The 17,027-nt window shown below is 69.4% G+C and carries 20 protein-coding genes and 3 pseudogenes; 13 read left to right on the forward strand and 10 right to left on the reverse strand.

Translation table 11 applies throughout. The features are described 5' to 3' along the window. The first annotated feature begins 9 nt into the window (after nt 1-9). From gspG to MBEBAB_RS06755, 8 genes are read left to right on the forward strand one after another with little or no spacing between them, the layout of a single operon-like run. The gene (gspG, locus tag MBEBAB_RS06720) at nt 10-465 is read left to right on the forward strand and encodes a type II secretion system major pseudopilin GspG (protein WP_021697192.1); all 456 of its coding nucleotides are present in this window, start codon (nt 10-12) and stop codon (nt 463-465) included. After that, nucleotides 437-904, forward strand: a complete 468-nt coding sequence (locus MBEBAB_RS06725) for a GspH/FimT family pseudopilin (RefSeq protein WP_045318981.1) — start codon at nt 437-439, stop codon at nt 902-904. The genes gspG and MBEBAB_RS06725 overlap by 29 nt, the downstream gene beginning before the upstream one ends. Continuing rightward, nucleotides 897-1,253 (forward strand): type II secretion system minor pseudopilin GspI, encoded by a 357-nt coding sequence (gene gspI / locus MBEBAB_RS06730; RefSeq protein WP_021697194.1) that lies wholly within the window; start codon nt 897-899, stop codon nt 1,251-1,253. The genes MBEBAB_RS06725 and gspI overlap by 8 nt, the downstream gene beginning before the upstream one ends. Further along, nucleotides 1,250-1,831, forward strand: a complete 582-nt coding sequence (gene gspJ, locus MBEBAB_RS06735) for a type II secretion system minor pseudopilin GspJ (RefSeq protein ID WP_021697195.1) — start codon at nt 1,250-1,252, stop codon at nt 1,829-1,831. The genes gspI and gspJ overlap by 4 nt, the downstream gene beginning before the upstream one ends. Then, nucleotides 1,828-2,817, forward strand: a complete 990-nt coding sequence (gspK, locus tag MBEBAB_RS06740; RefSeq protein ID WP_021697196.1) for a type II secretion system minor pseudopilin GspK — start codon at nt 1,828-1,830, stop codon at nt 2,815-2,817. Before gspJ ends, gspK begins: the two co-directional genes overlap by 4 nt. Then, complete coding sequence (gene gspL / locus MBEBAB_RS06745) at nt 2,814-3,920, forward strand: type II secretion system protein GspL (protein WP_021697197.1); 1,107 nt, start codon at nt 2,814-2,816, stop codon at nt 3,918-3,920. Before gspK ends, gspL begins: the two co-directional genes overlap by 4 nt. Then, on the forward strand, nt 3,917-4,390 hold the full coding sequence (locus MBEBAB_RS06750; RefSeq protein ID WP_021697198.1) for a type II secretion system protein M: 474 nt from the start codon (nt 3,917-3,919) through the stop codon (nt 4,388-4,390). The genes gspL and MBEBAB_RS06750 overlap by 4 nt, the downstream gene beginning before the upstream one ends. After that, nucleotides 4,387-4,719 (forward strand): hypothetical protein, encoded by a 333-nt coding sequence (locus tag MBEBAB_RS06755; protein ID WP_021697199.1) that lies wholly within the window; start codon nt 4,387-4,389, stop codon nt 4,717-4,719. The genes MBEBAB_RS06750 and MBEBAB_RS06755 overlap by 4 nt, the downstream gene beginning before the upstream one ends. 152 nt (nt 4,720-4,871) lie before the next feature. Here MBEBAB_RS06755 and MBEBAB_RS17440 read toward each other — a convergent pair. From MBEBAB_RS17440 to MBEBAB_RS06780, 6 genes and pseudogenes are all read right to left on the reverse strand, one after another. Continuing rightward, a pseudogene (locus tag MBEBAB_RS17440) lies at nt 4,872-4,970 on the reverse strand (prepilin peptidase); the annotation flags it as partial. A gap of 65 nt (nt 4,971-5,035) precedes the next feature. Next, a pseudogene (locus tag MBEBAB_RS18325) lies at nt 5,036-5,344 on the reverse strand (hypothetical protein); the annotation flags it as partial. Between the two features lie 6 nt (nt 5,345-5,350). Then, nucleotides 5,351-5,803, reverse strand: coding sequence for a DUF411 domain-containing protein (locus tag MBEBAB_RS06765; RefSeq protein ID WP_021697202.1), 453 nt, complete (start codon nt 5,801-5,803; stop codon nt 5,351-5,353). A 34-nt stretch (nt 5,804-5,837) separates the two neighbouring features. Further along, on the reverse strand, nt 5,838-6,290 hold the full coding sequence (gene lptE, locus MBEBAB_RS06770) for an LPS assembly lipoprotein LptE (RefSeq protein WP_045318982.1): 453 nt from the start codon (nt 6,288-6,290) through the stop codon (nt 5,838-5,840). A gap of 37 nt (nt 6,291-6,327) precedes the next feature. Continuing rightward, entirely contained in the window at nt 6,328-8,889 is a 2,562-nt protein-coding gene (gene leuS, locus MBEBAB_RS06775; RefSeq protein WP_021697204.1) for a leucine--tRNA ligase, read from the reverse strand. Between the two features lie 22 nt (nt 8,890-8,911). Beyond that, on the reverse strand, nt 8,912-9,355 hold the full coding sequence (locus tag MBEBAB_RS06780) for a DUF3576 domain-containing protein (RefSeq protein WP_021697205.1): 444 nt from the start codon (nt 9,353-9,355) through the stop codon (nt 8,912-8,914). A 350-nt stretch (nt 9,356-9,705) separates the two neighbouring features. Here MBEBAB_RS06780 and MBEBAB_RS06785 point away from each other — a divergent pair, with 350 nt between their 5' ends. Then, nucleotides 9,706-10,077: an NtrZ family periplasmic regulatory protein gene (locus MBEBAB_RS06785; RefSeq protein ID WP_021697206.1), complete on the forward strand. Its 372-nt coding sequence runs from the start codon at nt 9,706-9,708 to the stop codon at nt 10,075-10,077. 72 nt (nt 10,078-10,149) lie between these two features. Here the strand turns inward: MBEBAB_RS06785 and rpoH are convergent. From rpoH to MBEBAB_RS06800, 3 genes and pseudogenes are all read right to left on the reverse strand, one after another. Continuing rightward, a pseudogene (rpoH, locus tag MBEBAB_RS06790) lies at nt 10,150-11,033 on the reverse strand (RNA polymerase sigma factor RpoH). Between the two features lie 209 nt (nt 11,034-11,242). Continuing rightward, complete coding sequence (locus tag MBEBAB_RS06795) at nt 11,243-11,875, reverse strand: hypothetical protein (protein ID WP_021697208.1); 633 nt, start codon at nt 11,873-11,875, stop codon at nt 11,243-11,245. 140 nt (nt 11,876-12,015) lie between these two features. Then, nucleotides 12,016-12,261, reverse strand: a complete 246-nt coding sequence (locus MBEBAB_RS06800) for a GNAT family N-acetyltransferase (RefSeq protein ID WP_021697209.1) — start codon at nt 12,259-12,261, stop codon at nt 12,016-12,018. A 143-nt stretch (nt 12,262-12,404) separates the two neighbouring features. On the opposite strand from MBEBAB_RS06800, the gene MBEBAB_RS06805 reads away from it, so the two are divergent. Further along, nucleotides 12,405-13,961, forward strand: a complete 1,557-nt coding sequence (locus MBEBAB_RS06805; protein ID WP_196838996.1) for a DUF5605 domain-containing protein — start codon at nt 12,405-12,407, stop codon at nt 13,959-13,961. Here the strand turns inward: MBEBAB_RS06805 and MBEBAB_RS06810 are convergent. Beyond that, nucleotides 13,958-14,959 carry an RluA family pseudouridine synthase gene (locus MBEBAB_RS06810; RefSeq protein ID WP_021697211.1) on the reverse strand — a complete coding sequence of 334 codons (1,002 nt, stop codon included), beginning with the start codon at nt 14,957-14,959 and terminating at the stop codon, nt 13,958-13,960. The two genes, MBEBAB_RS06805 and MBEBAB_RS06810, sit on opposite strands and share 4 nt — an antisense overlap. Before the next feature lie 119 nt (nt 14,960-15,078). On the opposite strand from MBEBAB_RS06810, the gene MBEBAB_RS06815 reads away from it, so the two are divergent. The 3 genes from MBEBAB_RS06815 to MBEBAB_RS06820 all read left to right on the forward strand — a co-directional run. Next, entirely contained in the window at nt 15,079-15,720 is a 642-nt protein-coding gene (locus tag MBEBAB_RS06815) for a DUF2799 domain-containing protein (protein WP_021697212.1), read from the forward strand. A gap of 96 nt (nt 15,721-15,816) precedes the next feature. Further along, nucleotides 15,817-16,278 (forward strand): cation:proton antiporter domain-containing protein, encoded by a 462-nt coding sequence (locus MBEBAB_RS18630; RefSeq protein ID WP_021697213.1) that lies wholly within the window; start codon nt 15,817-15,819, stop codon nt 16,276-16,278. Then, a partial coding sequence (locus MBEBAB_RS06820; protein ID WP_373852885.1) for a cation:proton antiporter domain-containing protein occupies nt 16,170-17,027 on the forward strand: 858 nt, incomplete at its 3' end. The genes MBEBAB_RS18630 and MBEBAB_RS06820, both read left to right, overlap by 109 nt.

Here is a 17,027-nt window from a genome sequence, read left to right on the forward strand (position 1 = left end):
GAGCGTATCATGTCCAAGCCCGAACAAGCCCAAACCGCCCGTCGCCGCAAGCGCGCCGGCTTCACCCTGGTCGAGGTCATGGTGGTTGTGGTCATCATCGGCCTGCTGGCCACGGTGGTGGTCATCAACGTCCTGCCCGCCCAGGACCGCGCCCTGGTCGAGAAGGCCGGGGCCGACATCGCCGTGCTGGAGCAGGCGGTGGAGACCTATCGCCTGGACAACCTGACCTTCCCCCGCACCGAGGACGGCCTTCAGGCCCTGGTCGCACCGCCCGCCAGCCTGACCCGTCCCGAGCGCTATCGCCAAGGCGGCTATGTGCGCCGCCTGCCCGACGATCCGTGGGGCAATCCCTATCAATATCGCCAGCCGGGCCGCGACAACCGGCCCTTCGAGATCATCTCCCTGGGCGCCGATGGCCAGGAAGGGGGCGAGGGCAATGACGCCGACATCTCCAACTGGCGCTGACCGGGACCGCCGACCGGGCTTCACCCTGGTCGAGGTGATGGTGGTCACGGCCCTGATCGGCCTGGCTGCAGGGGCCGTGGTCATGACCCTGCCCGATCCCCGCCCGCCGGTGGGCCAGCAGGCCGAGGTCTTCGCCGCCCGTCTGGTGCGGGCGCGGGAAGAGGCGATCCTGACCGGCCGCCCGGTGGCAGTGACGGCCGACGCGCGCGGCTACGCCTTCGAGATGTTCGCGGGCGGAGAATGGGGGCCGCTGGAAGACGGTCTGTTCCGCCGCGCCGACTGGGGCGAGGACGTGCATGTCACCCTGCCGCGTGAGACGGCCCGCACGGCCTTCGACCCTACCGGCATGGCCGACCCCCTGACCGTCGCCCTGTCGCGCGGCGAAGGCGCTGTGAGCGTGACCGTCGACGGATCCGGCGAGGTGCGCGTGAATGACTGAGCGGCCGGGGTTCAGCCTGATCGAGATGGTGGTGGCCCTGGGCGTGTTCAGCCTGGCGGCCCTGGCCTTGCTGAACCTCATGGGCGAGGGCGTGCGCTCGGCCGTGCGCGCCGAGACCCGCACCTTCGGCGCCGTGGTGGCCGAGAACGTGGCGGTGGAGGCCGTGATCGCCCGTGATCCGCCGTCGCAGGGAATGCAGGACGGGCAGGTGCAGCTGGCCGGGCGCGACTGGCGCTGGACCCGCACCGTCACCGCCACCCAGGACCCCGGCATCCTGCGCATCGACGTGTCGGTCACCGATGGCGGCGAGCACGCCGCCGACCTGGCCGTGTTCCGGAGCGTGCAATGACCCGACGCGCGGGCTTCACCCTGGTCGAGGTTCTGGTCGCCCTGGCCATCTTCGCCATGATCGCCTCGGCGGGGGTGGGACTGCTGTCCTTCGCCATCGACAACCGTCTGGCCGTGCGGGACGCCAGCGAGCGCACCGCCGCCTTCCAGCGCACCCGCGCCCTGATGCGGGCCGACCTGGGTCAGGCGGCGCCCCGGCGGGTGCGCGGCGCTGACGGGGCGCCCCAGGCGGCGTTCGAGCTGGGCGGTGAGGCCTTGTTCGCCGTCACCCGCCGCGGCTGGATCAATCCCGGCGAGGCGCAGCGAGCCTCCATGCAGCGGGTGGACTACCGGCTGATCGACGGACGGCTCGAGCGCCGGGTGCGCGAGCGGCTGGACGGCGCCCGGCCGGCCGAGCCGCAGGTGCTGCTGGAGAATGTGGAGACCGCCCAGGTCACGGCCATCCTCGACGGCGACCCCATCGCCGATTGGCGTCCGACCCGGAACCGACCCCTGCCGGACGCGGTGCGCATCGACCTCACACTGGACGGCTACGGACCGGTCAGCCAGCTGTTTCTGGTGGCGGGGGCGGATGCATGAAGCCCTCCCGTCGCGAGCGCGAGGGCATGGCCCTTCTGACCGTCCTGCTGCTGGTGGCGGTGATGGCGGCCTTGTCCGTGGTCATGCTGGACGACATCCGCTTCTCCGTGCGCCGCGCCACCAACGCGTCGGCCATGGATCAGGCCCAGTGGTACGGCCTGGGCGCCGAAACCCTGGCGCGGAGCCAGGTGCGGCGGCTGATGGACCAGAACAGCAGCCGCACGCCGCTGGAGCCCGAATGGAACGGCCGCACCTTCGACTTCCCGGTCGATGAGGGCGGGGCGATCCGTGTGACCGTGCGTGACGGGCAGGCGTGCTTCAACCTGAACAGCGTCGTGACCGGTCAGGACGAGGCGCTGGCCCGCAATGACGACGGCGTCCGCCAGTTCCTGGCTCTGTCCCGCGCGGTCGGCGTGGCCGAGGCGCGGGCGCGGGCCATGGCCGACGGGCTGGTGGACTGGATCGACACCGACAGCCGGTCCGAGCCGCTGGGCGGCGAGGACGGCGCCTACGCCGGTCAGGCGACCCCCTACCGCACCGGCGGGACCTTGCTGTCCGAAGTCAGCGAACTGCGCGCCGTGCGGGGGGTGTCGGCGGAGGACTACGCCCGCCTCCGCCCCCATCTGTGCGCCCTGCCGGTGACGGGCGTCACCGCCATCAATGTGAACACCCTGACGCCGGATCAGGCCGTGCTGCTGGTCATGATGACCGACGGGCGGCTTTCGGACTGCGCCGCCCGGCGCGTGATCGCGGCGCGCCCCCCCGGCGGCTGGAGCGACACCGCCGCCTTCTGGGACCAGCCGGCCCTGGCCGGACTCACTCCCTCCAACGCCGCCTATGATCAGGCCGGCGTCTTCACCCGCTTCTTCGCCCTCGACGCCCGGGTCGCCCACGGCGGCGCCGAGGCGGTCATGAGCGCCCTGATCGAGGCCGTCCCCGGCGGGGCGGTCCGCACCGTGGCGCGCCGATGGACAACCGACGAATGACCCTGACCCGACTTCTTCTGCTGGCGCCCTCGGCGGACCAGCCCTCGCCCTGGCTGGCGGTGGACCGCGACGGCCGCGTGCTGCAGCGGGGTCTGCTGACCCCCGACCGCGCCGGCGCTCCGCCTCCCGCCATGCGCACCGTGGTGGTGGCGCCCGGCGCCGATGTCATGGTGCGCTGGCTTGAGCTGCCCGGACGCAACGAGGCGCAGGGCCGGGCCGCCGCCCTGTGGGCCCTGCGCGACGATCTGGCCGCCCCGCCGGACCGGCTGCGCGTGTCGCTGGGCCCGCGGCGCGAGACGGACGGAAAGCGTCTCGTGGCCGTGGCCAATGCTGCGCTGGTGGACGCCTGGATCGCCTATGCCGAGTCGCTGGGCGTGACCCCGGACGTGATCGTGCCGGATCACCTGACCGTCGCGCCGCCGCAGCAGGGCGAGAACCTGACCTCCGTGGGCTTCGGTCCCATGACCGCCCTGCGGGGCATCGACCTGTCGGTGACGGTGGAGCCGGATCTGGCGCCCCTGATCGCGGGCGACCGCCTCGTGATCCCGGTGGAGCGGGCCGAGGACGTGGAGGCCATGCTGGTTCAGGCCGCCCTGAACCCGCCGGTCAATCTGATCGGCCGCACCCGCACCGCCGCCGAGGGCCCTGGCGCCTGGCGCCGCGCGGCGGTGATGGCTGGCCTGCTGGTCCTCTCGCCCCTGCTGCTGCTGGGCGTGGCGGCGGCGCGGGACGATCTGGCGGCGTGGGCGCTGAACAGCGAGAGCACGGCCATGCTGCGCGCGGCTTTCCCCGACATGGCGCCGGACGCCGATCCGGCGGCGGAGGCGCAACGGCGGCTGAACGCTACGGCCGCGTCCGGCGGCGTCTCGGGCGTGACCGCCGCCCTGTTCGCCGCCGTTGAGCAGGTCCAGGGGACCGAGCTGGACGCCCTGTCGGTCTATGACGACGGCCAGGTGCGGGCCACCGTCTCCTACGGCGCCTATGGCGATCTGGAGGCGCTGGACGCCGCCCTCGCCGCCTCGGGTCTCGGCCTGACAGACGAGACCACCCTTGAGGAGGACGGCCGCATGGTCAGCGACGTGATCATCGGAGCCGCCGCATGACCGCCTTCAACGACCATGTGAAAGCCGCCCGGGCCTGGTGGGACGGTCGCACCGCCCGCGAGCATGTGATGCTGGGCGTTCTGGGCGGCGTGCTGGTGCTGGTGCTGGCGTGGTTCCTGATCCTGGCGCCCCTGCTGGCCTGGAAGGCGGGCGCCGCTGACCGGCTGGACACCGCCGTTCAGACCCACGCCCTGGCCTCGGCGGCGGCGGGGATCGATCCATCCGGCGCCGTCGCGCGGATTCCCGCGGACATCGAAGCCCTGCTGACCAATAGCGCGGCCGATGCTGGCGTCGCGGTTCAGGTGACCGCCGAGGGCGGGGGCGTCAGCTTCGCCGTGGAGTCCGCCGAGACCGCCCGCCTGTTCGGCTGGGTCGCCGCTCTGGAGCGGGCCGGGCTGACCATCGCCAGTCTCAGCGTGCTGGAAAACGCTGACGCCACCCTGCAGGCGCAGGGGACGGTCGCGCCGTGAGCCGGCTGACCCTGATCCTCGTCTTCGCCGTGTCGCTGGCGCTCATGCTGGCGGTGCTGACGCCGCTGCGTCTGGTGCTGGGCACGGCGGGGGCAGACGATCTGGGCCTGTCCGCCGAGCGGGTCGAGGGGCCGTTCTGGGCCGGCCGGGTGATCGGGGCGCGGGCGGGCGTCATGCCGCTGGGGGACCTGAGCGTTTCGGTCAATCCGCTCGCCCTGATGCTGGCGGGCGACGACGCGGCGCGGCTGCGCGCGGTGACGGTGCGCGACGCCTCGGGCGAGCGCATCCCGCTGGACGGCTTCGCCGCCTACAGGCCCAGCGGCCCGTAGAGCCAGGTCATCCAGATCCCCAGCGCCAGGAAGACGCCGAAGGGCAGGCGGTCCTCGGCCGACACCGGCTGTTTCAGCACCAGACGCGCCAGAACCAGACTGAGGCCGGCCACGGACGCCCACAGCAGCACGCTGGGCAGGCCCATCCATCCGGTCCAGGCCCCCGCCGCCGCCAGCAGGCGGAAATCGCCGCCGCCCAGTCCCTCCCGCCCTCGCGTCCGGCGGTACAGCGCCGCAATCCCCCACAGCACGGCGAAGCGGCCGCCGCGCCGATCAGGTGGTCGATCAGGGCGGGCCGGTCGAACAGCGCCGTCGCCGCCAGACCGCCCGCCAGCAGCGGCAGGGTCAGCCAGTCCGGCAGCCAGAAATGCCGCGCATCCACGGCCGCGATCAGCAGCAGGCTCCAGCCCAGCAGGGCGGTGACGACGATGGGGGCCGGGCCAAGGAGGGACCACACGCCGACCGCCGCGCCGAGAACCGCGAGGCCGGTCATGAGGATGGGCGAAGCGCGCCCCGGTCCGGTTTCGTCCAGGCGGGCGGTCAGAACAGCCGCGCCGAGGCCCGCCGCCAGTCCGGCCCCTGTGAGCGGCAGAACCAGCATCAGTCCCGCCGTGCCCGGCTCCATAGGTCTTCAGCCCTGGTTGTGACGAGCAAAGACCCGCGTGGCGCCCCCGTTCAGCACCAGCAGAGTTTCATAGGGTTGCCCCGGCCGGCCGGGAACCTCCATGCCCGGAGAGCCCAGGGGCATGCCGGGAACGGCCAGTCCCACCGCGCGGGGACGCTCGGCCAGCAGACGGATGACGTCGGCCGCCGGGATATGACCCTCGAAAATATAGCCGTCCGCCACACCCGAATGGCACGACATCAGCCGGTCCGGCAGGCCGTGACGGCGGCGGACGGGGGACAGGTCATCCAGGGTCTCGACGGTGGTTTCAAAGCCCGCGCGCCGAAGGTGTTCAACCCAGCCGTCGCAACAACCGCACGTCGGCGTCTTGTAGACGGTGATGGTCCGTGTTCGGGCCAGGGCGGCGCCGGGCGCCAGCAGAACGGCGGCGGCCAGCAGGGTGCGTCGGTTCAGAGACATGGAGCTCTTCCTCCTCGGACGGTGGAGCGGCCTCCTAAGGCCGGTTCAGTTCGGCCAGGGCGCGTGACAGATCCAGCCGGATCAGGCGCGCGGCCTCGGCCACGGCGCGTTGTTCGCCGTCGCGCTGGGCGGCGATGGCGGCGTAGGCCTGATCGGCGGCGGCGTAGGTGACGGTTGCCGTCACCGCGTCGGTGATGACTTCTCCGCCGGAGACAGGGGTCAGCTGGTAACGCACGACCATAACCAGTTCATAACGCGAGACCGTGTCGTCCACCCGGCGGCCCAGGGCGCCGCGGCGCTGCTCCACGTCGGTCTGCAGCCGCCACAGGGGCGTCTGGCCGCGATCCCAGGCCAGTTCGTCCTCCAGCGCCTGACGCAGTTCGTAGCCCGCCCGGGTGTCGGGAACCGAGACCGAGATGCGCGACAAGGTCGGCGATACGCCGGGCTCGGCATACAGGGGCGTGAAGCCGCAGGCGGCCAGCATCATCAGGCGCCGACGGCGGCGCCGATGCGGGCCAGACGAATCATCCGGCCACCAGATTGATGATGCGGTCGGGCACAACGATGACCTTTCGGACGGACTGGCTGACCGAGACAAGGTAGGCCTGAACCGCCGGGTTCGCCAGAGCCGCCTCGCGCACCTGATCCTCGGGCGCGCCGCGGGGCATGACCACTTCGCCGCGACGCTTGCCGTTGATCTGGATGGGCAGGGTCAGTTCGTCGTCCGTAACCAGCGCCGGATCGTAGTCCGGCCAGGGCGCGTCCAGAACCATGCCGTCCTGACCCAGACGGGCCCAGCATTCCTCGGCCAGGTGCGGGGTGAAGGGCGCGATCAGCCGTGCGAGCGCCGACAGGGCCTCGCGCCGGGCCTCGCCGCCCGCCTCCGCATGGGCGCGGATGACGGCCACGAAGGCGTACAGCTTGGCGATGGCGGCGTTGAAGCGGAAGCCCTCGACCCCCTCGCTGACCGCCTTGATGGCCTTGTGGGTCTCGCGGCGCAGGGCCTCGTCCAGCCTGGCGTCGCCCGTCTTCGCGGGGTCGAAGCCGTCAAACTCGGTCCAGACCCGCTGCACGAAGCGGCTGGCGCCCTCGACGCCGCCGGTGGTCCACTGAACGTCGCGCTCGGGCGGGCTGTCGGACAGCACGAACAGACGCCCGGCATCCACGCCGTAGGCCTCCAGAATCTCCTCGGGGGCGACCACGTTCTTCTTGGACTTGGACATCTTCTCGATGTCGCCGATGGTCAGGGTTTCGCCGGTGGAGCGGCGGGTGGCGGTGCGTCGGTCGCCATCGGCGACGATCTCCACGTCGGTGGGTTCGACCCACTTGCCGTCGGCCGCCTTGTAGGTCTCGTGGACCACCATGCCCTGGGTGAACAGTCCGGCGAACGGCTCCTTCACCTCCATCAGGCCTGCATCCGACAGGGCCCGGGTGATGAAGCGGGCGTACAGCAGGTGCAGGATCGCGTGCTCGACCCCGCCGATGTACTGGTCCACCGGCAGCCAGCGATTCGCCGCCGCCTTGTCGATGGGCGCGTCGGCCGTGGGATCGGTGAAGCGCGCGAAATACCACGAGCTGTCCACGAAGGTGTCCAGGGTGTCTGTCTCGCGCCGGGCGTCCGCGCCGCACGAGGGGCATTTGACGTGCTTCCACGTGGGGTGGCGATCCAGCGGATTGCCCGGCACGTCGAAGGTCACGTCCTTCGGCAGCTCGACCGGCAACTGGTCGGCCGGAACCGGGACCGGTCCACACGCCTCGCAGTGAATGATGGGGATGGGACAGCCCCAGTAGCGCTGGCGCGACACGCCCCAGTCCCGCAGGCGGTAGACCGTGGCGCCTTCGCCCAGCCCGGCCGCCTCGATGCGCGCCACCGCCGCCTTTTTGGCGGCCTCCACGTCCAGCCCGTCCAGATCGGCCGAGTTGAAGATGCGGCCCGGGCCCACATAGGCCTCGTCCGCCACGGCGAAGTCCTCGCCGGCGCCGTCGGGGCGCACCACCGGGATGACCGGCAGATCGTATTTGCGGGCGAAATCCAGATCCCGCTGGTCGTGGGCCGGGCAGGCGAAAATGGCGCCGGTGCCGTACTCCGACAGGATGAAATTGGCGATCCACACCGGGACCGTGCGCGTGGGATCCAGCGGATGGATGGCGGTCAGGCCGGTGTCGAAGCCGATCTTCTCGGCCTGATCGATCTCGGCCTGGCTGGCGCCGCCCTTCTTGCACTCGGCGATGAAGGCGGCGGCCTCGGAGCTACGCTGGGCTATGGCGGCCGACAGCGGATGATCGGGGGCCAGGCCCACGAAGGACGCGCCGTACAGGGTGTCGGGCCGGGTGGTGAACACCTCGACGCTCTCGAAGCCGGACGGGACATCGCCCTTCAGGGGCCAGGTCACCCGGGCGCCGGTGGAGCGGCCGATCCAGTTGGCCTGCATCAGCCTGACCTTCTCGGGCCAGCGGTCCAGCGAGGCGAGCCCTTCCACCAGATCATCGGCGTAGTCGGTGATCCGCAGGAACCACTGGGTCAGCTTCTTCTTCTCGACCTCGGCGCCAGAACGCCAGCCGCGGCCGTCGATCACCTGCTCGTTGGCCAGCACGGTGTTGTCCACCGGATCCCAGTTGACGACGCCTTCCTTGCGATAGACCAGGCCGCGCTTCAGCAGCTCGATGAACCACGCCTGCTGCTTGCCGTAATAGGCCGGGTCGCAGGTGGCGAACTCGCGGCTCCAGTCCAGCGACAGGCCCAGCAGCTTCAGCTGGTCGCGCATGGCGGCGATGTTGGACCACGTCCAGTCGCCCGGATGCACGCCGCGCTCCATAGCCGCGTTCTCGGCCGGCATGCCGAAGGCGTCCCAGCCCATGGGGTGCAGCACGTCGAACCCCTGGGCCCGCTTGTGACGGGCCACCACGTCGCCCATCACATAGTTACGGGCGTGGCCCATGTGGATGTTCCCGCTGGGGTAGGGGAACATCTCCAGCACGTAGTATTTCGGCCGCCCGGTCTCGCCGGTCGGGGTTACAAAGGCTTTCGCCGCCTCCCAGCGCGCACGCTGGCGGGGTTCGGCCGTCCGGGGATCGTATCGCGTCATGGGGTCAGTCTGACTCCGGCGATCAGCCGGCGTAGGCGAGGTTCAGCTGTCGCGCCCGCGTCAGGATGGCGTTCTCCAGGTCCGTTTCGGTCTGGGGATTCACCGGCTGGGCGATCCACTGGCCTGCCTCGTTGCGAATCTCGCGGGTCACGGTGACGTTCAGGGCGTCGGCGCGCAGGCGCGTGTCCAGGATGAACACCGTGGCCTTGAAGCGCTCGTTCGGCGATGCGGCCGGGGTGTGCCAGTCATAGTTGATCACACCGCCCCACGGGTCGGCGGTGATCAGCGGCATGAAGGACAGGGTGTCCAGTGAGGCGCGCCAGAGGAAGCTGTTCACCCCGATGCCCTGTTCCGTCCCTGCCGAGGCCGCGTTGTCGCCGCGCGAAAGGGGGTTCAGGCTGCCGCAGCTCGCCAGGGCGACGCTGCAGGCGATCAGGGCGATCGACGCGCCACGAGTGATGGCCATGGGAAACTCCGTCAAATGATTGCCGTCCCGCCCGGGCGCGCACGACCGGACGACCGGCGCCGCGCCCCCACGGACCGCCAAACCGTCTATAGCATGGCGAACCGCCGCGCTGACAAGCGGCCCTGCGCATTCTGATGCGGGAACTCCCGTGTTGCGCGAGCCACAGGCCGCGGGGAACCCGTCACGGAACCTTGTCCAAGCCATCGCATTGCGTTGACCGGGCTGTGAGACCATGTCTAATCGATGCTGCCGGTATCGGTCACACCGACCGGTCGGCGAAGGACGAACAACGGTCCAGGCTGGGTTGAAGGCGGAAACGAGTGATGCGGGTCCAGGGACTCATTCTTGCGATGGCTGCTGTTGCAGCCCTGGCGACGACGGCGTCCACCGCCTCGGCGCAGACTCGCGAGTCCGCCCGCGCCGCCGTTCAGGCTTCCCCCACCGTCCGCAATGATCTGGTTTCCGGACAGGAAGCGCCCCGGCGCGGCCTGCGCTGGAACGAGGACGGCCGCTGGGGCCTCGACCTGAACCTCAGCCAGCCGGTCGGCCGCGAGGCGGACTGGAGCGACGTGCAGGCGGGCGCCTATTACCGCCTGAACCCGCGTCTTCGGGTCGGCGCCGCCGCCTCCCTGTCCGATCCCCAGACCGATCCGGCCCGTCCGGTGGAGACGGATCGCCGTTCGCTGCCGCGCGTGCGGCTGGAGACGATCTTCAAGTTCTAGGTTTCCGCCTTCGAGGCGAGCCGCTATCGAGGCGCTGGAGCCAGCGCCTCGATATTATTTGCGCGTTGCGCTCTAGACGGCTTCCAGATTTCGCTCTGTAGCCGCAGCGCGCATGGCTTTCTGCAGCTTTTCGAAGGCGCGCACCTCGATCTGGCGCACGCGCTCGCGGCTGACGCCGTACTGGCCGGCGAGCTCCTCGAGGGTGACGGGGTCATCCTTGAGTCGGCGTTCGGTCAGGATGTGCTTCTCGCGATCCGTCAGCTCCTCCATGGCCTCCTGAAGCAGACCCATGCGCAGGGAGTGCTCCTCGGTGTCGGCCAGGCGGGTTTCCTGGGACACCTGGGTGTCGTCGGTCAGCCAGTCCTGCCACTCGCTTTCGCTGTCGGAGCGCAGGGGCGAGTTCAGGGACGCATCGCCCGTCAGGCGCCGGTTCATGTTGATCACGTCTTCTTCGGGCACGCCGAGATCGGTGGCGATCTTGGTGACGTGCTCGGGACGCAGGTCGCCTTCCTCGAAGGCGGAGATCTGGCTCTTGGCCTTGCGCAGGTTGAAGAACAGCTTCTTCTGGGCGGCGGTGGTGCCCATCTTCACCAGCGACCAGGAGCGCAGGATGTATTCCTGGATCGAGGCGCGGATCCACCACATGGCGTAGGTGGCCAGGCGGAAGCCCTTGTCGGGATCGAATTTCTTGACCGCCTGCATCAGGCCGACATTGCCTCGGAGATCACTTCGCCGATGGGCAGGCCATAGCCGCGATAGCCCATGGCGATCTTGGCCACCAGGCGCAGGTGTGAGGTCACAAGGCGGTGCGCCGCTTCGGGATCTTCGTGCTCGGACCAGCGCTTGGCGAGCATGAATTCCTCGTCCTTGGTCAGCATCGGAAACTTGCGGATTTCCGTCAGATAGCGGGACAGTCCCTGTTCAGGCGACATGACCGCAAGTGATTTCAAAGCCATATGGCTACCCTCCAACGCATCAAGAGCAGGCGTTGCTCGGTCCGACCACCGGATGTGCACCGGACCTTTCGCCCCTCAACCAGCCAGATAGGAATGGGTTTCGTCCTTTGTCAGGGGTGAATCGACGCAGACGTGAACAATTGTGTTCTTTACGCATCGCCATCCGGCACAAACAGTATAGCAGGAAGTCAGTCCTTTTTCAAGACGGACTAGTCTCGGCCCGGCAAACGGCACCGCTCGGCGGGCAGGGCGGCGGCGGGAGAGTCGGGATCATAGTCCGGGCGGAAGAAGACTTCGGCCACGGTCCAGCACCTGCGCGCGGCGGCCGAGCCTTCCGGCGTGCAGGCTGCGGTCAGGGCCAGGGTGGCCGGATCACGTTCCGGTCGATCGAGACGCCAGAAACGGGTTTCGTCCCGCGCGGCCAGCGGGGTCGTCCTGGCCTCCGTATGTGCGAAAGCGGCGATCAGGTCAGGCATGCCTTCGCCGCCGTACCCGCCGTCGACGTGGGCCGCCAGCTTCAGGACGCGCTGATCATCGCCGCAAACCGCCACGGCGATCTGACGGCCGCCGGACTCGATCCAGCCTGTGCGGCGGGTGACCCCGTGCTCCAGATCGTGCGTGGACCAGGGATTGGGCGGCGCCAGATGCCAGCGCGTGTTGCGTGAGCGGGTCCCGAAGGCGTCCCATCTCAGGCTCCAGTCCCAGCGGGTGACAGCCATGAAGCTGGCGATGTCCTGCGCCAGAGCCTCATGGGCGGCCGGTGACCCGGGTTCCGGCTGTCGTGCCTGGCCGGGTGCGGCAAGGGCGGCGGCGACAAGGATTGCAAGCAAGCGCAGCGTCATGGTCCGTCTCCTGTCTGGAGGGCGGACCGAATCGTGCCCCCATGGCGAGGGCCATGCTGCACACGGAAGCTGACAGAGTCAGATGCCGATGATCTGGCGATAGGTGGGGTGGACCGTTTCGGCGTGTTCGGGATGCCGTTTCAGCCAGCCGGCGAAGAAGGGGCAGACGGGCAGGATCTTGAGCCTCGCGCCTCGATGTCCGCCAGGACGTGACGGGCCAGGGCGCTGGCGTGGCCTTTGCCTTCAAGTGGAACTGGGGTGATCGTTTCGGTGATCATCACGCCGCCGTCCACCAGATTGTAGGTGGCGACGATGATCCCGCCGTCGACGGCCAGTTCATACCGTTTGGCCTCGGTGTTGTCGGTGAAGGCGCCCTGTTCCGTCATGTCAGTTTTCCCTGTCGTATTCACCGGAGCCTAGCGGGCGTGGAAAACCGGGCAAGCGGACTTTGCGGTAACCGGTTTCCACGGCATGGTTTCTCCATAAGCAACGGGGAAACGTAATGCAGGGGTTTCACAGGCGGGATGTGATGGGATTGGGGCTGGCGGCGGCCGCCGCCGCGCTGACGGCCGGCCCGGCCCGGGCCCAGGGGGCGCCGGATAGCGTGGAACGCTGGGGCCTCTTCGAGGCGGCCCTGAGCGGGCGGGCGCCGGGCAACCCGTTCGATGTCACCGTGACGGGCGTGTTCACCCACGGCGGTCGAACAATCGAAGCGCCCGGGTTCTATGACGGCGAGGGCGTCTGGCGCGTGCGGTTCAGCCCACCTGAAGAGGGCTCCTGGACATGGACGATCCGGAGCGACCTGGCGGACCTGGACGGCCGTAGCGGCGCCTTACGCGCGACGGCGCCGGGGCAAGGCAATCATGGGCCGGTCGCCGTGGCCGACACCTTCCACTTCGCCCATGCGGACGGCACGCCCTATCGTCCGCTGGGCACCACCAGCTACGGCTGGACTCACCAGGGCGAGGCGCAACGGTTGCGGACGTTGGAGACCCTCGCCGCTTCGCCGTTCAACAAGATCCGCATGCTGGTCTTCCCAAACGGCTCCATTCCGCATGAACCGCTGTTCCCGTTCGAGAAAAGCGGGCCGGGCGAGGCGGACTGGGATTTCACCCGGTTCAATCCGGCCTATTTCCAGCGGCTGGACCAGCAGGTGGCCGCCCTGATGGCGCTGGGCGTGCAGGCCGATGTGATCCTGTTCCACCCCTATGACGAGGATCGCTGGGGCTTTGACCGCATGCCGGCCGAGGTGGATGACCGGGTCATCCGCCATGTGGTCGCGCGGCTGTCGGCCTACCGGAATGTCTGGTGGTCCATGGCCAACGAGTTCGACATTCTGGAGCACAAGACAGACGCCGACTGGGACCGCATGTTCCAGCTGGTGCGCGATGTGGACCCACACGGGCGGTTGCGGTCGATCCACAACTGGCGGCGCATCTATGACAACTCGCACCCATGGGTGACCCACGCCTCGATCCAGAACGGCTCGGCCGTGGTGGATGACGCGCGGGCGGTGATCTACCGCGACGTTTGGTACAAGCCGGTGGTGTTCGACGAGGTCCGCTACGAGGGGACCATGGAGGACCGCTGGGGCAATCTGACCGGTCAGGAGATGACCCGCGCCTTCTGGGAGGGGCTGATCGCCGGAACCTACGTGGGCCACAGCGAAACCACGCCGAATTCCGACGCGGGCTTCTGGCTCGGCATCGGCGGCACGCTGGTGGGCGAAAGCCCGGCGCGGCTGGCCTTCTTCAAGGGCGTGATGGATGCGGCGCCGGCCCCCGGCTACGAACCCATCGACAAGTGGTGGGAGCAGCATCTGGGCGGCAAGCTGGGCCGGCTCTATCTGCGCTACTTCGGCGAGGACGCGCCCACCGAATGGACCGTCGATCTTCCGCGAGACGAGCTGGAGGGCGGCGAGCGGTTCGAGGTGGACGTCATCGACACCTGGGCCATGACCATCGACACCCTGCCGGGCGTCTTCACCATGGCGCGCAAGGACCGCTACTTCTTCCACGATCCGGCGAGGCTCACGGTCAGCCTGCCGGGACGCCCGTGGATGGCGGTGAGGGTGCGGCGAGTCTAGAGGTCGGCCAGCAGGATCTCCAGCATCCGCATGTCTTCCGGGGGATCGGTTTCGAAGCGCAGGGCTTCGCCGGTGATCGGGTGGACGAAGCCCAGGACGGCGGCGTGCAGGGCCTGGCGCTTCAGGCTGGCGGCGGCGATGGCGTCCTTCACCGGCTGGACCGGGCTGCCGGAGCCATAAGTGGGATCGCCCAGGATCGGCGCCCCTTTCGACGCCAGGTGCACGCGGATCTGGTGCGTGCGGCCGGTGTGCAGGGTGCAGGCGACGCGGGCGGCCATGGGGGCGCCGCCGGGCTTTTTCGGTGCGCCGAACACCTGCTGGACCCGGTAGTCGGTGATGGCCAGCCGTCCGCCGGATTTCAGCACCGCCATCTTCTTGCGGTCGGCGTTGGAGCGGCCGATCTGCGTCTCGATGCGGCCCCGCGCCGGGTCGGGTCCGCCCCGCGTCAGGGCGATGTAGGTGCGCTCGATGTCGTGGGTCGCGAACAGGGCCGACAGGCCCGCGTGGGCCGCATCGGACTTGGCGGCGACCATGACGCCGGAGGTGTCCTTGTCCAGCCGGTGGACGATGCCGGGCCGGGCCACCCCGCCGACGCCTGACAGCGAGCCCGCGCAGTGATGCAGCAGGGCGTTGACCAGGGTGCCGGTCTCGTTGCCGGGCGCCGGATGGGCAGCCATGCCCGCGGGCTTGTCCACCACGATCAGGTGGGCGTCCTCGAACAGCACTGGCAGGGGCAGGGCCTCCGGAGCCGGATCCGCCGGGGCGAGCGCCGGGATCAGGATGTCGTAGAGCCCCGGCGCGGCCTTGCCCGCGCGGGATACGGGCGCGCCGTCCAGGGTGACGCGGCCCTGTTCGATCAGGGCCTGGAGCCGGGCGCGGGACAGGTCGGGCATCTCGTCGGCCAGAGCCTTGTCCAGCCGCTGGCCGGCGTGGGATTCGGTCAGGCGCACGGTCCGGGCGGCCCCGCCGGTTTCCTCAACATCTTCGTCAGCATCCATTCAGCCTGTGTGGGGTGAACTGGACCGGAAATCCAGCGGTGGAACCGTCAAGCTCTGGCCAAACCGGGTTCCTTGAGGCATCTAGCCGCCGGGCGAAGAGGTTAACGGGGAGCAGGATCATGCGCATTGTTCTGACGCTGGCGGCGGGGGCGGTCCTGATGGGCTTGGGCAGCTGCGCCACCATGAGCGAGGACCAGTGTCTTGCGGGTGACTGGGTCGGCCAGGGCCGCGCAGACGGCGTGGCGGGCTACGGCGCCGGGCGGCTGTCTGACCACGCCGAGGCCTGCGCCCGGCACGGGGTGACGCCGGACCCGAGCGCCTATTACCGGGGTCATGAGCAGGGCGTGCGCCAGTATTGCGTGCCGGGCCGCGCCTTCCGGGTCGCGGTGTCGGGCGGCGGGTATGCCAACGGATTCTGTCCTGCCGATCTGGAGCAGGATTTTCTATACGCCTATGCCGATGGCAGACTGATCTGGGACGCCATGCAGCGCGCCGACACCCTGCGCGCGCGCGCCGATGAGCTCCGCGCCCAGGCCGCCGAATACGAGCAGGACATCCGCGACGAGGAATACCGCCTCGCCAACGAGGAAGGGCTGACCGACGAGAACCGCCGCACGATCCGCGAGCGCATCCGCCGCCTGCGTCGTGACCGCGACACGGCAAACGACCAGGCTAACGCCCTGTCCTATGACGTGACGGACGCGGACCGCGAGGTCAGCCGCCTGCGCAGCCGGTTCATCCCCGTCTACGGAAACTGGTGAGGGCCTCTCCCGCGAAAGGGAGATGATCGTGCCTTGCTTGCCCTTTTCCGCGCCTCGCTCCAGTTAGGTGGGACACCCACCTGAACCGGAGCGAGGATGCCGCACGCCGACAGCCTGATCATCACCCTTGTGGGCGGTTTCGTGCTGGCGTTCGTGTTCGGCATGATCGCCAACCGGCTGAGGCTGTCGCCGCTGGTGGGCTATCTGCTGGCGGGGGTTCTGATCGGGCCGTTCACCCCGGGCTATGTGGCGGACATGGAGCTGGCGCCGCAACTGGCCGAGATCGGGGTCATCCTGCTGATGTTCGGGGTGGGGCTGCATTTCTCGCCCCGCGACCTGATGAAGGTGCGCAAGGTCGCCGTGCCGGGCGCCTGGCCCAGATTTCGGCGGCTACGCTGCTGGGCTGGGCGCTGGGACGATTGCTGGGCATGGGCGACGGCGAGGCCCTGTTGCTGGGCTTCTCCCTGTCGGTGGCCTCCACCGTGGTGCTCTTGCGGGCGCTGGAGGAGCGCCAGCAGATCAAGACCGAGGTCGGGCGCGTGGCCATCGGCTGGCTGATCGTCGAGGATCTGGTCATCGTCATCGCCCTGGTCATGCTGCCCCTGCTGGTGCTGCCGGGCGGGCAGGCAGCGGACCCCGCGACCCTGGGTCTGTCCATCGGCTGGACCCTGCTGAAGGTGGCTGTCTTCGTGGGACTGATGTTCGTGGTCGGCGGGCGGGTGCTGCCCTGGGTTCTGGTGCGCATCGCCCACACCAAGTCGCGTGAGCTGTTCACCCTTGGCGTGCTGGCCATCGCCCTGGGTATCGCCTGGCTGGCCTATGCGGTGTTCGGCGCCTCGTTCGCCCTGGGGGCGTTCGTCGCGGGAGTGGTGCTGAACGGCACGCCGCTGGGGCACAATGCGGCGGAGCGGGCGCTGCCCCTGCGCGACGCCTTCGCGGTGCTGTTCTTCGTCTCGGTGGGGATGCTGTTCGACCCGACCATCGTGATCCGCGAGCCCCTGGCGGTGTTCGGCGTGCTGATGATCGTGCTGGTGGGCAAGTCCATGGCGGCGCTGGCCATCACCAGCCTGTTCCGGGTCAACCGCCACGTCAGCTTCACGGTCGCCGCCAGCCTGGCCCAGGTGGGCGAGTTCACCTTCATCCTGGCGTCGCTGAGCGTCTATCTGGGCGCAATGAGCCGCGAGACCCAGGACCTGATCCTGGCCGGGGCCCTGATCTCCATCGCCATCAATCCGTTCATGTTCAGGCTGGCGGACTGGCTGGATGCGCGCAAAAATCCTCCCTCATCGGGGGAGGGGGACCATGCG

It is taken from the genome of Brevundimonas abyssalis TAR-001 (assembly GCF_000466985.1).
In the GTDB taxonomy this organism is placed as follows: domain Bacteria; phylum Pseudomonadota; class Alphaproteobacteria; order Caulobacterales; family Caulobacteraceae; genus Brevundimonas; species Brevundimonas abyssalis.